This window comes from Sandaracinus amylolyticus (assembly GCF_000737325.1).
In the GTDB taxonomy this organism is placed as follows: Bacteria; Myxococcota_A; Polyangia; order Polyangiales; family Sandaracinaceae; genus Sandaracinus; species Sandaracinus amylolyticus.
Genome location: NZ_CP011125.1, coordinates 3,365,812 through 3,381,393, shown reverse-complemented (window position 1 = coordinate 3,381,393; position 15,582 = coordinate 3,365,812). Strand labels below are relative to the sequence as shown.

At 72.7% G+C, this 15,582-nt stretch carries 15 protein-coding genes; 3 read left to right on the top strand and 12 right to left on the bottom strand.

What is annotated here, in order from left to right; translation table 11 throughout:
* The first annotated feature begins 4 nt into the window (after positions 1-4).
* Positions 5-1,177: a winged helix-turn-helix domain-containing protein gene (locus DB32_RS14230; protein WP_053238813.1), complete on the top strand. Its 1,173-nt coding sequence runs from the start codon at positions 5-7 to the stop codon at positions 1,175-1,177.
* 4 nt (positions 1,178-1,181) lie between these two features.
* On the opposite strand, the gene DB32_RS14225 is transcribed toward DB32_RS14230, so the two are convergent.
* The 12 genes from DB32_RS14225 to DB32_RS14170 all read right to left on the bottom strand — a co-directional run bounded on the left by DB32_RS14225 (position 1,182) and on the right by DB32_RS14170 (position 13,558).
* A complete protein-coding gene (locus DB32_RS14225; RefSeq protein ID WP_169791448.1) occupies positions 1,182-2,033 on the bottom strand; it encodes a class I SAM-dependent methyltransferase in 852 nt (283 codons plus the stop codon).
* Positions 2,034-2,235: 202 nt separating this feature from the next.
* Positions 2,236-2,529 (bottom strand): 4a-hydroxytetrahydrobiopterin dehydratase, encoded by a 294-nt coding sequence (locus DB32_RS14220; RefSeq protein ID WP_053232999.1) that lies wholly within the window; start codon positions 2,527-2,529, stop codon positions 2,236-2,238.
* A 38-nt stretch (positions 2,530-2,567) separates the two neighbouring features.
* Positions 2,568-3,905, bottom strand: coding sequence for a DUF58 domain-containing protein (locus DB32_RS14215; RefSeq protein WP_053232998.1), 1,338 nt, complete (start codon positions 3,903-3,905; stop codon positions 2,568-2,570).
* Positions 3,902-4,861, bottom strand: a complete 960-nt coding sequence (locus tag DB32_RS14210; protein WP_053232997.1) for an AAA family ATPase — start codon at positions 4,859-4,861, stop codon at positions 3,902-3,904. Before DB32_RS14210 ends, DB32_RS14215 begins: the two co-directional genes overlap by 4 nt.
* Positions 4,862-4,873: 12 nt before the next feature.
* On the bottom strand, positions 4,874-6,163 hold the full coding sequence (locus DB32_RS14205; RefSeq protein WP_157069038.1) for a DUF4350 domain-containing protein: 1,290 nt from the start codon (positions 6,161-6,163) through the stop codon (positions 4,874-4,876).
* A complete protein-coding gene (locus DB32_RS14200; RefSeq protein WP_053232995.1) occupies positions 6,160-7,836 on the bottom strand; it encodes a DUF4129 domain-containing protein in 1,677 nt (558 codons plus the stop codon). Before DB32_RS14200 ends, DB32_RS14205 begins: the two co-directional genes overlap by 4 nt.
* A gap of 6 nt (positions 7,837-7,842) precedes the next feature.
* Complete coding sequence (locus DB32_RS14195) at positions 7,843-8,112, bottom strand: hypothetical protein (protein WP_053232994.1); 270 nt, start codon at positions 8,110-8,112, stop codon at positions 7,843-7,845.
* A gap of 54 nt (positions 8,113-8,166) precedes the next feature.
* A complete protein-coding gene (locus DB32_RS14190) occupies positions 8,167-8,961 on the bottom strand; it encodes a hypothetical protein (RefSeq protein WP_053232993.1) in 795 nt (264 codons plus the stop codon).
* Positions 8,962-9,012: 51 nt separating this feature from the next.
* A complete protein-coding gene (locus DB32_RS14185) occupies positions 9,013-9,822 on the bottom strand; it encodes a hypothetical protein (RefSeq protein WP_157069037.1) in 810 nt (269 codons plus the stop codon).
* A gap of 182 nt (positions 9,823-10,004) precedes the next feature.
* Entirely contained in the window at positions 10,005-10,364 is a 360-nt protein-coding gene (locus DB32_RS14180; RefSeq protein ID WP_157069036.1) for a hypothetical protein, read from the bottom strand.
* A gap of 245 nt (positions 10,365-10,609) precedes the next feature.
* Complete coding sequence (locus DB32_RS14175) at positions 10,610-11,347, bottom strand: hypothetical protein (protein WP_053232990.1); 738 nt, start codon at positions 11,345-11,347, stop codon at positions 10,610-10,612.
* Between the two features lie 537 nt (positions 11,348-11,884).
* Entirely contained in the window at positions 11,885-13,558 is a 1,674-nt protein-coding gene (locus tag DB32_RS14170; protein ID WP_053232989.1) for a CTP synthase, read from the bottom strand.
* Between the two features lie 450 nt (positions 13,559-14,008).
* Between DB32_RS14170 and DB32_RS14165 the strand changes: the two genes are divergently transcribed.
* Both DB32_RS14165 and DB32_RS14160 read left to right on the top strand, forming a co-directional pair.
* Positions 14,009-14,611, top strand: coding sequence for a 3-hydroxyacyl-CoA dehydrogenase NAD-binding domain-containing protein (locus DB32_RS14165; protein ID WP_053232988.1), 603 nt, complete (start codon positions 14,009-14,011; stop codon positions 14,609-14,611).
* Positions 14,612-14,692: 81 nt separating this feature from the next.
* Positions 14,693-15,580, top strand: coding sequence for a hypothetical protein (locus tag DB32_RS14160; RefSeq protein WP_053232987.1), 888 nt, complete (start codon positions 14,693-14,695; stop codon positions 15,578-15,580).
* The last annotated feature ends 2 nt before the right edge of the window (positions 15,581-15,582 follow it).

The following is a 15,582-nucleotide window of genomic DNA, read 5'->3' as shown; positions in this document are numbered from 1 at the left end:
GTCGATGCCGACGACCACGCTCTCTCGCGACGAAGCGCGCGCGTACCTCGTCTCGCAGCTCGGGCTCGCGCGGCCGCGCCGCGAGCGCGGTGGACGCGGCGTGCGCGCGATGCTCGATGCGCTGCGCTGCGTGCAGCTCGATCCGCTCGACCCGATGGGCACCAACGCGGACCTGGTCGCGCTCGCGCGCATCGACGGGATCGCGAAGGGCGACCTGTACGCGCACACCCTGCCCGGCCACGCGTTCGAGCACTTCGCGAAGGAGCGCTGCCTGCTGCCCGCGCGCGCGTTCCCGCACTACCGCGATCAAGCCGCGGAGACGCCGTGGTGGCGGCTCGGGGATCGGCTGCGCCGGCTGCCGGACGGCGTGCTCGACGCGGTGCGCGAGGAGATCGCCGCGCGCGGTCCGATCACGGCGGGCGAGCTCGAGGATCGCGGGCGCGTCGAGCCGATCGACTGGAGCGGCTGGAAGGGCACCGGACGCGCGGCATCGATGGCGATCGAGGTGCTCTGGACGCGCTGCGAGATCGTCGTCGCGGGGCGGACGACGCGCGCGAAGCTCTGGGACGTGCCGCGGCGCGCGCTGCCCGATCAGCACGACGTCGACGTCGCGGGGCACGGCTTCGCCGCCTGGGCGCTGCGCGAGCGCGTCGAGGCCGCGGGCCTGCTCTCGCGTGCCGGCGGCGCGACGTGGTCGATGCTGCGCGACGCGCGCACCGACGGAACGATCGAGCAGCTGATCGACGAGGGCGCGATCGAAGAGGTCGCCGTCGAGGGCGCGCGACGCACGTACCTCGCGCCGCGCGGGTTCCAGGAGCGACGCGTGATCGCGCCCGACGATCGCATGCGCATCCTCGGGCCGCTCGATCCCGTGCTGTGGGATCGCGACCTGGTGCGGCACGCGTTCGGGTTCGACTACGTGTGGGAGGTCTACAAGCCCGCGGAGGAGCGGCGCTTCGGGTGGTACGTCGTGCCGCTGCTGCACCGCGGGCGCTTCGTCGGACGCCTCGAAGGGCGCGTCGACGGGACCACGCTCGTGATCGAGCGCCTGTGGCGCGAGGAGGGCGTCGCGCTCGACGAGGACGCGCTCGACGCTGCGCTCGAGCGACACGCGATCGCGTGCGGATGCGATCGCGTGGTGCGCCGTCCGGGCGCGCGACGACGCGCGAAACGCTGAGCGATCAGGGCTTCACGAAGATGCGGCTCGTGCTCGGTCGCGCGAGCAAGCGGCCGACCTCGGTGCGCACCACGTCGCGCAGCCGTGTGGTCGCGTGCGCGCGCATGATCGGCGCGGGCTCGAGCCCGACCGCGCGCGCCATGCGCTCGAGCGTCTCCGGGGTGAACCCGTTCACGTGCTCGAGCGGGTGCACCCAGCGCATGTGCTCGAACGTGCGCGGCGGACCGTCGATGCCGCGCGTGTCCGGCGTCTCGATGAGGATCACGCCGCCCGGCCGCATCGCGGCGACCAGCGAAGACAACACGCGGCGCGGCTCGACGAGGTGCTCGAGCACCTCGCTCATCAGGATCGCGTCGACGCGCCCGCCGATGTCGGCGAGCGCGTCCTCGAGCGTCGGGTGCACCGCGCCGCCGCCGTCGCTCGCGCGCTCGCTGCGGGTCACGCTGGGATCGACCCCGACCGCGCGCAGCCCGAGCGCCGACGCGATGCGCAGCGCGCGCCCGTCGCCGCAGCCGAAGTCGAGCAGCCGCATCTCGCTCGGCGCGCCCGCGAGCGCGTGCATGCTCAGCAGGTCCTTCACGACGTGGCGCCCGACGGCGAACGGCTCGCGTCGATCGGCGGGGACGTGCTCCGCCTCGAACCGCTCGATCTGCATCGCGTCGATCCAGCTCCCGTAGAGGAGCGCGAGGCCGTTCGCGTCGAGCACGCGCGCGTGATAGCGCAGCGCGCACGCGTGACAGCGCACGAGCTCGAAGCGCTCGTCCGCGAGCACCGCGAGCGGATCGCCCGCGTAGTGATGCGCGGCAATGAACGCGCGGACCTCGGGGTCGCCGAAACGACCGGCCCAGAGTGTCATGCGACGGTCGCCGTCGCAGAGCGGACAACGCCGTCGTTCTTCCATCCCGAACGCGGCGGGGTGCAGGCCCTGGGCGAGAGGGTCCCGTGCTCGCTCGATCCGGATGATCTCGGCCCCCATGAGCACGACGATGGGCGCCGCGATCACGCGGAAAAAGCCGCGAACAGCGGTGGTGCAGCGCGCCCCGCCGCGCCCACGCGGATCACACCCAGGAGAAGGACTCGATCGCGCGCGCGAGCTCGACGTCCGCGCGCGTCACGCGGTTGCCCGCGTCGTGCGTGCGCAGCACGAGCTCGACCGTCGCGTAGACGTTGTGGATCTCGGCGTGGTGATCGCGCTGCTCGGCCTCGTACGAGAGGCGCACGAGGAAGCTCATCGCCTCGCGATGATTCTGGAACCGGAACGTCTTGCGCAGCGCGTCGCCTTCGTGCGCCCAGCCGGGGAGGTCCCGGAGCGCGCTCGTGATCTCGTCTGCCTGGAGCGGTGTGCGTGCCATGCGACGAACATGCACGAGCGCCGCATCGCGCGCGAGCGTCAGAGCGCGCTGCGCGACTTGAGCTCGAGGTAGCGTCCGACCGCCGCGACCGCGAGCTCTCCCGGCGGCGCCTCGACGACGCCGATCCCGGCGCGCCTCAGGTGGGCCTTCACGGCGGCGCGCTCCGCGACGAGATCGGCCGCGGCGGCGCGCACGTACGCGTCGTGCTCGCGCGCCGCGGGCGCGGACGCGAGCTCCTCGGCGACGGGATCGCGCATCGTCACGCAGATCGGCAGGTGCTTGCGGCGGAGCACCGCTGCGTGCGTCGCGAGCGGCATGGCGTGCGATTCGTCGAGCAGGTCGCTGAACACCACGACGAGCGCGCGCTTCGGCACGCGCGCGCGCACGAAGTCGACGAGACGACGCACGTCGACGTGCGTGAGCTCGGCCTGCACCGCGAACACCGCCTCGAGCAAGCGGCGGTATTGCGCAGCGCCACGCCCCGGCGGGACGAACGCGCGCACGTCATCGGAGAACACGACGAGCCCGACGCGATCACCCTGTCGCAGCGCGACGTACGCGAGCAGCAGCGCCGCGTGGATCGCGTGATCGAGCTTCGTGGCCCCGTCGCCCGCGCGGCTCGCCATCATGCGCCCCGCGTCGATCGCGAGGAGCACTTGCTGGCTGCGCTCCTGCTGCAGCACGCGGGTGATCGGGCGATGTCGCTTCGCCGTCGACTTCCAGTCGAGGTCGCGGAACGGATCGCCGTGCACGTACTCGCGCAGCTGCTCGAATTCACCGCCGCCGCCGAGCACGCGCACGCTGCGCATCCCCGGCGCGGCGACGCGCGAGAGGCGCATCGCGAGCTCGCGGCGTCGCGTGCCGAGCACGTTCGGATAGACGCGCGTCTCCTCGCTCGCGGCGATGCTCGCGATGGCGGCGCCGAGGCCGAGCCCGCCCTCGATGCGCACGTGCAGGTCGCCGAAGCGCGCGACGCCGCGCGCGGGCGGCACGACGTCGTACGCGAGCTCGCGCCGCGCATGCGCAGGGATCTCCGCGACGAGCTCGTCGGGGTCCGCGTGCCAGCCCTCCGGCAGATCGTCGCGCACGGTCACGCGGATCGCGTGCTCGCTCGCGTTGTGGAGGCGGATCACGACGCGGTTGCGCGCACCGAGCACGAGCCGCGCGTCGTGGTGTCGCTCGGCGTGCGGCGCGCGCGCTGCGAGCCGGCGTGCGTCGATCGCGGCACCGATCACGAGCGCAGCGTCGAACGCGAGGGAGCCGACGAAGCCGAGCGTGCCACCGCCGAGCGCGAGCGGGATGCCCGCGAGCGCTGCGGGCGCGAGCCGCGCGCCGGGCGCCCATCGCGTCGTCGTCGCGCGCTCGTCGTCGCTCAACGCGGCACCTCGACCGTCGCGGCGACGCGTTCGATCACCTCGCTCGCCGAGAGGCCGTCGAGCTCGACCTCGGGCGCGAGCACGAGGCGGTGTCCGATCACCGGACGCAGCGCGCGCCGCACGTCGTCGGGCGTCACGAACCGACGCCCTTCGAGCGCGGCGTACCAGCGCGACGCGACGAGCAGGTGCACGCCCGCGCGCGGTCCGGCGCCGAGCAGGATCGCCGGCGTGTGGCGCGTCGCGCGCACGAGCTCGCGCACGTAGCCCCGCACGCGATCCTCGATCAGCACCTGATGGCCGAGCTCGCGCACCGCGGCGATCCGCTCGCGCGTCGCGACGCGATCGATGCCCGCCGCGGCGACGTCGACCGAGCCGACGCCGACGCTCGCGTGCGCGAGGATCCGATCCTCGTCCTCGACGCTCGGGTACCCGACGACGATCTTGAGCAAGAAGCGATCGAGCTGCGCCTCGGGCAGCGGGTACGTGCCCTCCTGCTCGACCGGGTTCTGCGTCGCGAACACCGTGAAGTCCGCGCCGAGCGCGTGGCGCTGACCGTCGAGCGAGACCTGTCGCTCCTGCATCGCCTCGAGCAGCGCGCTCTGTGTCTTCGCGGGCGCGCGGTTGATCTCGTCTGCGAGCAGCAGCTCCGTGAAGATCGGCCCCTTCGTGAGCTGGAAGCGCCCGCGCTCGAAGTCGAACACGTTCGTGCCGAGGATGTCGCTCGGCATCAGATCGGGCGTGAACTGGATTCGCCCGAACGCGAGACCCATCGTCGCGGCGAGCGCGCGCACCATCAGCGTCTTCGCCGTGCCGGGCACGCCCTCGAGCAGCACGTGCCCCTGCGCGAGCAGCGCGACGAGCATCCCCTCGATCGCCTCGTCCTGCCCCACGACCACCTTGCGCACCTCGCGCGCGACGTCGCGCTTCAGGCTCGCGAGCTCCTCGACGTGATCCATGCGCTCCGTCCTCTACACCCGATCGCGCGTCGCGCGCGCGACCTCCGCGTCGATCTCGCGCGTCCGCCGCGTGAGATCGATCGTTCCTTCTCGCGCCGAGGTGATCCGACGCACCGCGTCCGCCGCGTCGTGACGCTTCCTGCGCGCGAGCTCGTCCGCGAGACGCTCGTGCGGGATGCCGTCGAGCCGATGGTGCGCCGCGATCCGCGAGAGCGCGTGGCGCGTGATCAGCACGAGCGCGCCCGCTGCGTCCTCCGACTTCGCGAACAGATTGCCGACCGCGCCCACGAAGCTCGCGGTGGTCGCCGGCGCGCGCTCCACGTCGCGCTGCGTGTCTCCGAAGCGCGCTCCCGCGCGCCACAGGAAGAACAGCAGCACGACCAGCAGCTGCAGCGCGACCGGGAGCAACCCGATCTCCGCGACCCAGCGCATGAACGAGCGCGGCGCGCCGATGCCGAGGTGGTACTCGTCGAAGTAGACGGGACCCTCGTGCGACGCGAGCAGCCGCGCGAACAGCGCGGCACCTCCCGCGCTCGCGAGATCGCGGTTCTGCAGCGCGCTCGCCGACGCGAGCGCGATCACCGTGCCGCGCCCGCGCGCGACGGACACGCCTGCGGTGCGCTCCTCGACGCGCAGCAGGATCGTCGCGCTCGCAGGATCGTCGACGTGCACGGACGCGGCGCGACGCAGCCCGACGGGCGCCATCCCGCGCAGCGAGCCTCCGACCGCGTGCGCCCAGGTGATCGGCGGCGCTGCGTCCTCGGGCGCGAGCTCGTCCGCCGCGCGCGTCGGATCGCGCGCGATGCGCCCGGTGACGTCGCGCACCTCCTCGCCGTCGTCTTCCTCGGCGCGCTCCCACGCGCGCACGATCATCCCGAACGCGCCAGTGCGCCCGAAGCACGCCTCACCGGCGGGCCCGCTCAGCGCGACGCCGAGCTCGCGCGGCAGGTACTCGTCCGCACCCGCGACGACCAGCGTCCCACCGGCGTCGACCCAGCGCACCAGCCGCTCGCGCTCCGGACGCGACAGCGATCGAGCGCCGAAGTGATCGCACCCACCGAGCGCGACGAGCATCCCGCCGTCCGGGAGCGCCCCGAGATCTTCCGACCAACGACGCACCGGCACACCGCGCTCGTGCGCGAAGAGATAGAGACCACGCGCGCCCTCGGGCCCCGCGCCGTGCGTCGAGTACGAGAGCGCCCAGCGCCCTCGGTCCGCCACGCGCGCGCAGACGAGCCCGCTCGCGCCGAGAGCGATCACGATCGCGAGCGCGACCGCGACGCGACGCAGCACCACCCTCACGCGTGCCCTCCGCGCGCATGCGCGACGATGCGCTCCGCGAGGTCGCGACACGCACGATAGTCGTGCTCGCTCGCGGGCTCGCGCCCGTACCACGTGCGGTCGAACCGACGCGTGAAGTCGCGGAAGTCGACGCGCGCCTCGCCGTCCGGCATCTGCCGGAGGTACTGCCCGTTCGTGAGCGTCTTCTCGAAGCGGATCAGGCGTCGCCGATCGAGCGCGACCAGCGTCGCGAGGTAGAGCGCGCGCAGCGCCTCGCGATGTCGTCCTTCGGCCGCGAGCCGAGCCGCGTCGTCGACCCACTCGTCGGGCGCACGCTCTCGCGGGTCGGCGACCGCGTCGGGCGTGAGCTGCGGCGCCTCGACCACGCGCGCGCCGCGACGCAGCGGTCGCGTGACGTGCAGCAGGATCGCGACGAGCAGCGCCACGACGATCGCCATCGCGAGGAACACGAGCGGCCCCGGGAGCGGGATCTCCGGCGCGCGCGGTGTGATCGGCGCCTCGATCGGATCGCGATGGCGGAAGAGCCACTCGAGCAAGCGCTCGATCAGCTCGCGCACGCCGCGCCCGCGCGCGTCGCCGTGGTCCTGGAACTCGGGGCGCGCGAGGATCGCCGCGGCGTCTTCGCGCGCCCGTGCGTCCTCTTCGCTGTCCTCGGCGACCACCTCGGGCTCGGGCTCGCTCGGCGCAGCGCTCTGCCCGAACCCCGGCGGCAGCGGTGGAGGCGGCGGCAGCGCCTGCGCGTCGACGCGGCCCGCCGCGAGCGCGACCGTGATCGCGATCCCCGCGGCGATGCGCGCACCGGCACGCCGCGGGCGCGATCGCGCGATCGCGTCGTCGATCGCGATGCGCAGATCCAGCCCTTCCTCGCGCACGCGCGCCTCGACCCACGTGAGCGCGGAGAGCGCCGCCCGCAGCGGCTCGATCGCGACGAGCACGATCATCGCGACCACCACGAGCACGAACGTGTTGCGCACCGACAGGAACGCATCGAGCGTCGCGACGTCGAGCCCGAAGAACGATCGCGCGAGCAACATCCCCACCGCGATCGTCGCGAGCGCATTCACGTACAGCCCGAGCGCGCCGACCAGCACGAGCAGCTCCGCGATCATCCCCACGAAGCGCTGCCCGCTCGAGTCGCCGATCGCGCGGCGCAGCGCCGCGACGCCTGCCTCAGCAGCGCATGCGCTGCGCGCGAGCCACGACGGTGCGATCGCGCCGCGCACCGCGAAGAGCGGCAGAACCAGCACCACACCGAGCGGCCCCGCGAGCGCTCCGATCGCGAGCGCCCAGCCGCCCGCCCACAGCCCGATCGCCGCCCATCCCGCGGTGCGCGCCACGTCACGCGCGCGTCCCGCGTCGGCAGGGATCGGCGCGTCCGCCCACAGCCGCACGACGTGCGCCCGCGCGACGCGACCCAGCGAGACTGCGCGCGCCCACCACGCCAGCGCCGCCGCGAGCACGAGCAGCGGACGCAGCGCGCGCACCCCTTCGATCGCCTCGAGGTACCACGACGCGATCACCGCCACGGCGACGAGCGCGCCCGCGCCCCACGCGCGCGCCGCGAGCACGACACCGCCGGCACGCGCGAGCGCGAACGCGCGATCGAGCCGATCGATCGCGCCGGCGGGCGAGAGGTCCCGGCGCCCGATCGTCTCGCGATGCGACGCGTCCATCGGCGCTCAGCGCGGCAGCGCGATCTCGACGAGCGCCCACCACATCAGCGTCGCGCCACCGAGCACGACGCCCGCCGCGACGCGTCCGCGCCACGCGCTGGACGCCGCGCGCTGCGTCGCATCCGTCGCGTTCCCCGCGAGCGTCGCGAGGCACTCGACGCAGTGGTTCACGCCTTCGATCTTCGTGCTGCACTCCGCGCAGACGCGCGCGCGGCACTTCACGCAGACGCCGATCGCCTCGCGCGCGGGATGGTTCCGGCAGGCGACGATCTGCACTCGAACCTTGTAGAAAAACCGGCGCGACCGGTCAATCGCGCGCCGAGCGGAGCCCTACATCCGCGAGGCGCTCGCGACGCACACGCCCGAGCCCGGCGGCGAGTACGCCTGCGCCACGCAGCGCCCTTCTTCGAGCGGACAGCTCGACGCGTCGTCGATGCGGCACACGCGCACGCACGTGCGCGACGGCACGCCACCGCAGAAGAACCCCGGCCCGCAGTCGCGCGCCTCGACACACGGCGCGCCCACGCCACCCTCGCCCGCCCAGCGGCACACCGTGCGCGCGGGATCGGTCTCGATGTAGCAGCCCTCGCCCGGCGCGCAGTCGCGCTCCGGCGCGAGCACGTCGCACGCGCGGGGCGGACCGCAGCGTCCCCACTGCGTCGGCACCCCGGTCACGAGCACCGCGTCGGCGCGACAGTCGACCTCGCGCTCGTCGCCGCACACGCCGCGATCCGCGGGACAACAGATCCGCGCGCACACGCCTTCGCCCGACGCGCCCACGCCGAAGCACGCGAGCGCGGGCGCGCACTCGTCGTCGCTCGCGCAGGTCTCGGCCTCACGGCGATCACCGACGCCCTGCACGCACTCCGCGACGCGATCGACCAGCGCGCACACCCCGGCGTCGCCATCTCCGCACGAGCTCGGCGCGCGCGGATCGCACACCGACGATCCACACGCGCCCCCGCCCGCATCGCCGCCGCTGCTCGCGTCGCTCGTGATCGTCCCCGCATCGATCGCGGCGGCGTCGCTCGGATTGACGCCGCCCTCCGCGAGGGCGGCGTCCCGCAGCGTGCCCGCATCGCGCTCGTCGTGCGGCGCCTCCCCGCACGCGCCCAGCGCGAGCATCAGAAGGGGCAGGATTGCGACCGAGCGGCGAATACGATCAGCCTTTCGCGATCAGGAGCCCGACGGCATGGGGACGCACACACCGTGCGTCTCGGGGAACGTGTCGACCCCGCCGCACACCATGCCGTCCGCGCAGTCGCCGTCCTCGTCCATCCTGCAGATCGGCGCGCAGATCGCAGTCCCGCCAGGCGGGGTCACGCACGCGCTGCCGGCCTGACAGAGGTTGCCCGCGCCGCACGCGCCGCCCGGCGCGACGCTGCCCGCCGTCCGACAATCGGTGGAGCCGTCCATGCTGATGAACACGCAGCCCTCACCCGCTTCGCACCCGCTCTGCGGCACGACACCGCAGCCGGAGGGCAGCTCGCAGATGCCCAGCGGCATCGCGTTGCCGTACTGCGTGCACAGCTGCCCGCTCCCGGCGGCGCAGTCGCTCGCGCGTCCCTCGCAGCAGTAGCGGCGGCACACGCGGTCGTCGCTGCAGCCGAAGCCCGGGAGACACCCGGTCACCTCCGCCGGATCGCACGCCTCGCCCTCGTCCGCCGTGCCCGCCTCGGAGCAGAACGTCGTGGGCTCGCCGCCTTCCTCGATGATCGCGATGTAGCAGCCCTGCGTGGCCTGCGGGCAGTTCTGGAGGATCACGTCGCACGCGCCTCCCGCGATCGAGCAGACGCGACCTCCGCCGCCGCCCCCATCGCCTGCGTCGGTGCCGCCACCGCCACCGCCGTCGGTGCCTCCGCCCGTCCCGGAGTCGACGCCCGAGTCCATCAGGCCCGGGCGATCGTCATCATCGCCGCCGCACGCGACGAGCGTCACTGCCACGACCAGCGCGAGCAAACCGCGCTGCCATTTGCGTTCAAGCACCATCCGAGCCTCCGAGCAGAAAGTCGTCGTCATCGAAATCGGACTCGAACGTATCGCGGCTGTCAACGATGCAGGGCGCGCAACAGCACGGAGCGGGCCACCAGCGAAAACCCTTGGTTCACGCTGGCGAGGTCTGACTTCGCTGTCGCGATCGAGCGGTTCGCCGCGGTCGCTGCGACGAGTCAGCGGCAGCGTTGGCGTGTGGGCACCCACTCCGCGTCGCACTCGGCGACCACGCACCTCGCAACTTCGCCGTCGGCACCGCAGGCAGGCGCGACCTCGCCGCGCCATCGGCCGGGGAATCCGATCGCGCACGTGCTCGGGTCACCCCAGCACGCCTCGACGTTTCCCGCCGTACGATCGATCTCCGCAGCCTCCGTCCCGTCGCAGTCGTAGTCGAAGTCGATCGCCGCCGGCGCACCCGCGATCGCCGTCGAGCCCGCGTCGCCGAACCCATCCCCGTCGGCGTCCTCGTAGAGCGTCGTCGGCGCGCACGCGTCCTCGCGATCCATCGGCGCGTCGGGCCTCGCGCCGTCGAGCATGCTCTCGAGCGTCGACGTGCTGCCGTCCGGGAGCACGCACAGTTTCGCCTGCTTGCGCGCCGAGACGCGATTCCGCGCGCCGCGCACGGCCTCCGGCGCCACGGAACGCGGCGCCGCGTGCGGACGCGACGCCCGCGGCGCGGAGACGCGACTTCCGCCAGGAAATCGCCCTCCGGCGCCGCGGAGCGCGATGTTCCCGCCGAACACGCAATGCTGCGGCAAAAAGCGCGATTCCGCGGAACGACTCAGCTCTCGGGCGCGTCCGGATTGCTCGCCGTGCCGCGGCGCCGGAGCATGGGCAGCACGTGGTCCGCCAGCGTCCCCAGGCGCGCGAGCTCGAGCAGCGCGATCGTGATCGAGGACGCTGCGGCGATGCTCTCCTCGGCGCGCTCGAACGCCGCGTTCTTCTCGAGGAGCGCCTCCTGGTTCTCCTTGCCCTCGCGCTCGAGCCCGGCGACCGCCTCCGCGAGCGCGCGCGCGAGCGGCTCGATCCGATCCGCGAAGAGCTCTCGATCGATCTTCACACCCTCGCGCCGCACCTTCAGCTTCACGCCGCTGCGCAGCGCGTCGGCGACGGCGCTCGCGAGGCGCGCCAGCGGCTTCGGATCCTTCGTGGCGGGCTCGGAGAGCTTCAGCGCGGCGAGCCCCGCTGCGCCGTACACCGGCAGCAGCGTGTCGCGGAGATCGACGAGCGTCGGGTACAGCTCCGCGACCGCCTCGTCGCGCGCAGCACGCAGCGGCACGTCGTCGGCGAGCTCCGCCTCGTTCGCGTCGTCCTTCTCGGTCAGCACGGCCGCGTCGGCGACGACGAGGCGCCCGAGCAGCTTCAGCGCGAGGGCGATGTCGGGCATCGCCTCGCCGCGCTGGAGCAACGGACGCATGCGTGGCTCGAGCGCCGCCTGGATCCGATCGGCGTAGGTCGTGATCGCCTCGGCGACGCTGCGCGCGGCGTTCTCGTGCGTGAGCACCATCTTCGACGGCATGTTCGAACCCTCCCTTCGAACGAGTGACCACGCTCTAGCACGAGAGCTCCGCGGGCGATCGCATCCCGCGTCACCGCGACGCGCGTGGTCTCGAGATCGCCTACGCCGCGCAAAGCCGCTCGTCTCGACACCGCCGCGCCGCGCGAGACCGCGCGTCTCGACACCACCGCGCCGCGCAAGACCGCGCGTCTCGACACCGCCGCGCGGCGAGACCGCTCGTCTCGACACCACCGCGCGGCGAGACCGCTCGTCTCGACACCGCCGCACCGCGCGAGATCGCTCGTCTCGACACCGCCGCACCGCGCGAGACCGCTCGTCTCGACACCGCCGCACCGCGCGAGACCGCTCGTCGCGACACCGCCGCACCGCGCGAGACCGCTCGTCTCGACACCGCCGCACCGCGCGAGACCGGTCTGCGATCAGGCCGCCGATCGAGAGCAAGCGGGGCTGGGGCCCCGCGCGCAGCGTTTGGGGAGGGGGCCCCGATCGGGCTTTGCCGGTCGGGGGGAGGGGTCTTCCAAGACCCCTCCCGCGAGCTCAGTGCACGAGCTTGCTGGTCGCGCTCTCGCTGACGTCGGTGCGCGTCTCGGTGCGCGAGCGCGCGTCACGGCGCGAGAGCGACGCGCGGACGAAGCGCGTGAAGAGCGGGTGCGCCGCGTGCGGGCGGCTCTTGAACTCGGGGTGGAACTGGCATCCCACGAAGTGCACGTGCTTCGGCAGCTCGATCATCTCGACGAGCCCGAGCTCCGGCGAGAGCCCCGACATCACCATGCCGGACTGCTCGAGCCGCTCCTTGTACGCGTTGTTGAACTCGTAGCGGTGGCGGTGGCGCTCGCTCACCTCGCTCGAGCCGTACATCTCGGCCGCGAGGCTGCCCGGCACGAGCGCGCAGCGGTACGCGCCGAGGCGCATCGTGCCGCCCTTCGCCTTCACGCCGCGCTGATCGGGCATGAGGTCGATCACCGGATCGCCCGCGTTCGGATCGAACTCGGTCGAGTTCGCGCCCGCGACACCGCACACGTGACGCGCGAATTCCACGACCGCCATCTGCATGCCGAGGCAGATGCCGAAGAACGGGATGCCGTTCTCGCGCGCGTGGCGGATCGCCTGGATCTTCCCCTCCGCGCCGCGCCCGCCGAAGCCGCCGGGCACCAGCACGCCGTCGACGCCCGCGAGCTCGCGCTCGACGTTCGACGCGTCGATCGTCTCGCTGTCGAGGTACTTCACCTCGATCTTGCACTCGTTCGCGAGGCCGCCGTGCGAGAGCGCTTCGTGCAGCGACTTGTACGAGTCGCGCAGGTGCACGTACTTGCCGACGAGCGCGATCGTCGCGATCCCGCGCGGCGGGTTCTTCATGATCTCGACGGTGCGGTGCCACGCACCGAGATCCGGCGGACGCGACCAGATGTTCAGCCGCTCCGTGATCTGCTCGTCGATCTTCTCCGCGTGGAGCGCGATCGGCAGCTCGTAGATCACGCTCACGTCGGGCGCCGAGATCACGGCGCCGACCGGCACGTTGCAGAAGTGCGCGATCTTCTCCTTGATCGACCGCGAGAGCTGCTTCTCGGTGCGGCAGATCAGGATCTCGGGCTGGATGCCGAGGCCGAGCAGCTCCTTCACCGAGTGCTGCGTGGGCTTCGTCTTGAGCTCGCCCGCCGCCGCGATGTTCGGCACGAGCGTGACGTGCACCGAGATCGCGTTCTGCGGGCCCGCCTCGTGGCGCAGCTGGCGCACCGCCTCGAGGAACGGCAGCGACTCGATGTCGCCGACCGTGCCGCCGACCTCGACGATCGCCACGTCGGCGCGCGAGGCGACGTCGATCACGCGCGCTTTGATCTCGTCGGTGATGTGCGGGATCACCTGGATCGTCGCGCCGAGGTACTCGCCGCGCCGCTCCTTCGAGATGACCGCGTCGTAGATGCGCCCGGTCGTGAAGTTGTTCGCGCGCGTCATGCGCGTCGACGTGAAGCGCTCGTAGTGACCGAGATCGAGATCCGCCTCGGCGCCGTCGTCGGTCACGAAGACCTCGCCGTGCTGGTACGGCGACATCGTGCCGGGGTCGACGTTGATATAGGGGTCGAGCTTGACGTTCGTGACCTTCAGGCCGCGCGCCTCGAGCAGCGCGCCGATCGACGCCGCCGCGAGCCCCTTGCCGATGGAGCTGACGACGCCGCCCGTCACGAAGATGTACTTGGTGCGTCGGGTGCTCATCGGTCGTGGTCCTCCGCGAGAGGTCCGGTCGCGGACCCTCGTCTCGTTCGAGCTGGTGTCGTTCCGGGCCGGGCGTCCCGGGAACGAGCGCTGGATGTCTCCGTCGAACGCCCGCGAGGAGCGGCCGACGTCGCCGTGCTGTAGGTCAGTGCCGTGGAGTCGACGAGGCGGGTCGGGGAGGTGCCTCGTCCGGCCGTTTCTCCTGGAACGCCAGGAGACACGGCGCTGCAAACACGGAGCGCGACTGTACGGAGGCGTGGACCGACGCGCAAGCCAACCCCGGTCGGGGACCGTGATTGACATCGCGTTTACAGGGCTCGAGGAGCAGGACCCGACGAGCACGACGTAGAACGTCGCGTTGACGTCACGCCACCAGCGTCTAGATCCCGGTGTGAACGTGTAAACTGCTCCGGGCGATCGCGACGCACTCGATAGAAAGAACAGAGCGGCATGTCCTTCAGCACCGTGAGCGTCGTTGGCTCGGGCCCAGTCGGTTGCCGCATCGCGCTCGCGTGCGCCGTCGAAGGCATGCCCGTTCGTCTGCTGCGCGCGTCGCGCGGCGATCTCGCGGCGATCCGGACGCGCGTGACGCGCCGGCTCGGGATCGCGGTCGAGCGCGCCGAGATCACGATCGCGCAGCGCGCGCGCATCGAGTCGCACGTCGAGGTGACGCACGATCTCTCGCGCGTCGCCGACGTCGATCTCGTGATCGACGCGACGCCCTCGGATCCGCGCACGCGTCGCGCGCTGCTCGCGACGCTCGAGGCGCGGATGAGCGGCGGCGCCGTGCTCGCGACGGCCTCGCCGCCGGAGCGGCTCGCGGAGATCGCGGAGGTGCTGCGCCGTCCGGATCAGCTCGTCGCGATCCAGTTCCGCGGCGAAGCGCACGATCTCGGGATCGAGCTCTCGGTGCTCCCGGAGACCGCGCCGGGTGTCGTCGCCGCGGCGCGTGCGTTCTGCGCGCTGCTCCGTCACACGCCGCTCGAGCAGCAGAGCCAGGCGCCGCGCGTCGGCTACCGCGAGTGGCTCTCGCAGCCCGTCGCCGCGGAGTGAGCTGAACCTTCTCGCGCGCCCGCGCGTCTTGACGCGCACGTTCGCGGCGTAGTCCGCTGAGCGTGCGGAGGGGACGGGCGCATGAGGACGACGGTGCTGGCGATCGCGGCGGCGGTCGCGATGCTCGCGATCACACCCGAGCGCGCGAGCGCGCAGTACGGCGGCATCATCCCGCGGCACTGCGGGATGAGCGCGGGCTACGAGACGTACGGTCCGCTCACCGTGGGCTCGGTCGTCGTGCTCGCGATGCACACGCCGTGGGCGGGTGATGCGAACTGGACGCCCGAGATGAACGGCTTCGTCGGGCGCACCGCGCGCGTCACGCAGCTCGCGGGCGTCGACACCGCGGGCTGTCCCGGCGTGCGCGTCGACGCGGACGGCGGCCAATACTTCTGGCGGATCCGCGATGCCCAGATCGCGGGCGGCTTCGCGATGGACATCCCGCGCGGCTGCGACATGAGCGCGGCCCAGTACGGACCGATCGGCCCGGGCACGATGGTGATGCTCGGCATGCACGCGCCCTGGCGCGGTGATGCGAACTGGGCGGCCGAGATGAACGCGTGGGTCGGGCGCATGGCGCGCGTCACGTCGCTCGAGGGTGTCGACGGAGTGGGCTGTCCGGTCGTGCGCGTCGACGTCGACGGCGGGCAGCACTACTGGCGCGTGCGCGACATGCAGCTCGCGGGGACGAGCATGCCGATGGGCGTCGGCGCCGCGCTGCCGCGCTGGTGTGGGATGACCGACGCGAGCACGTCGTACGGCCCGATCGTGCCGGGCGCGGTGATCGTGCTCGGTCGTCACTCGCCGTGGAACGGCGACACGAACTGGGCGGTCGAGATGGAGCGCTACGTCGGCGTGCGCGCGCGCGTCACGCAGCTCTCGGGCATCGACACGATGGGCTGCCCGGGGGTGCGCGTGGACGTCGACGGCGGCCAGTTCTTCTGGCGGCTCCGCGACGTGGGCTTCTGACC

What these genes read in the sequence shown, in the direction of transcription:
- DB32_RS14230 (WP_053238813.1), top strand. Translation starts at nt 5, where the DNA reads ATGCCGACGACCACGCTCTCTCGCGACGAAGCGCGCGCGTACCTCGTC.
- DB32_RS14225 (WP_169791448.1), bottom strand. Translation starts at nt 2,033, where the DNA reads ATGACACTCTGGGCCGGTCGTTTCGGCGACCCCGAGGTCCGCGCGTTC.
- DB32_RS14220 (WP_053232999.1), bottom strand. Translation starts at nt 2,529, where the DNA reads ATGGCACGCACACCGCTCCAGGCAGACGAGATCACGAGCGCGCTCCGG.
- DB32_RS14210 (WP_053232997.1), bottom strand. Translation starts at nt 4,861, where the DNA reads ATGGATCACGTCGAGGAGCTCGCGAGCCTGAAGCGCGACGTCGCGCGC.
- DB32_RS14200 (WP_053232995.1), bottom strand. Translation starts at nt 7,836, where the DNA reads ATGGACGCGTCGCATCGCGAGACGATCGGGCGCCGGGACCTCTCGCCC.
- DB32_RS14190 (WP_053232993.1), bottom strand. Translation starts at nt 8,961, where the DNA reads ATGCTCGCGCTGGGCGCGTGCGGGGAGGCGCCGCACGACGAGCGCGAT.
- DB32_RS14180 (WP_157069036.1), bottom strand. Translation starts at nt 10,364, where the DNA reads ATGCTCGACGGCGCGAGGCCCGACGCGCCGATGGATCGCGAGGACGCG.
- DB32_RS14175 (WP_053232990.1), bottom strand. Translation starts at nt 11,347, where the DNA reads ATGCCGTCGAAGATGGTGCTCACGCACGAGAACGCCGCGCGCAGCGTC.
- DB32_RS14170 (WP_053232989.1), bottom strand. Translation starts at nt 13,558, where the DNA reads ATGAGCACCCGACGCACCAAGTACATCTTCGTGACGGGCGGCGTCGTC.
- DB32_RS14165 (WP_053232988.1), top strand. Translation starts at nt 14,009, where the DNA reads ATGTCCTTCAGCACCGTGAGCGTCGTTGGCTCGGGCCCAGTCGGTTGC.
- DB32_RS14160 (WP_053232987.1), top strand. Translation starts at nt 14,693, where the DNA reads ATGAGGACGACGGTGCTGGCGATCGCGGCGGCGGTCGCGATGCTCGCG.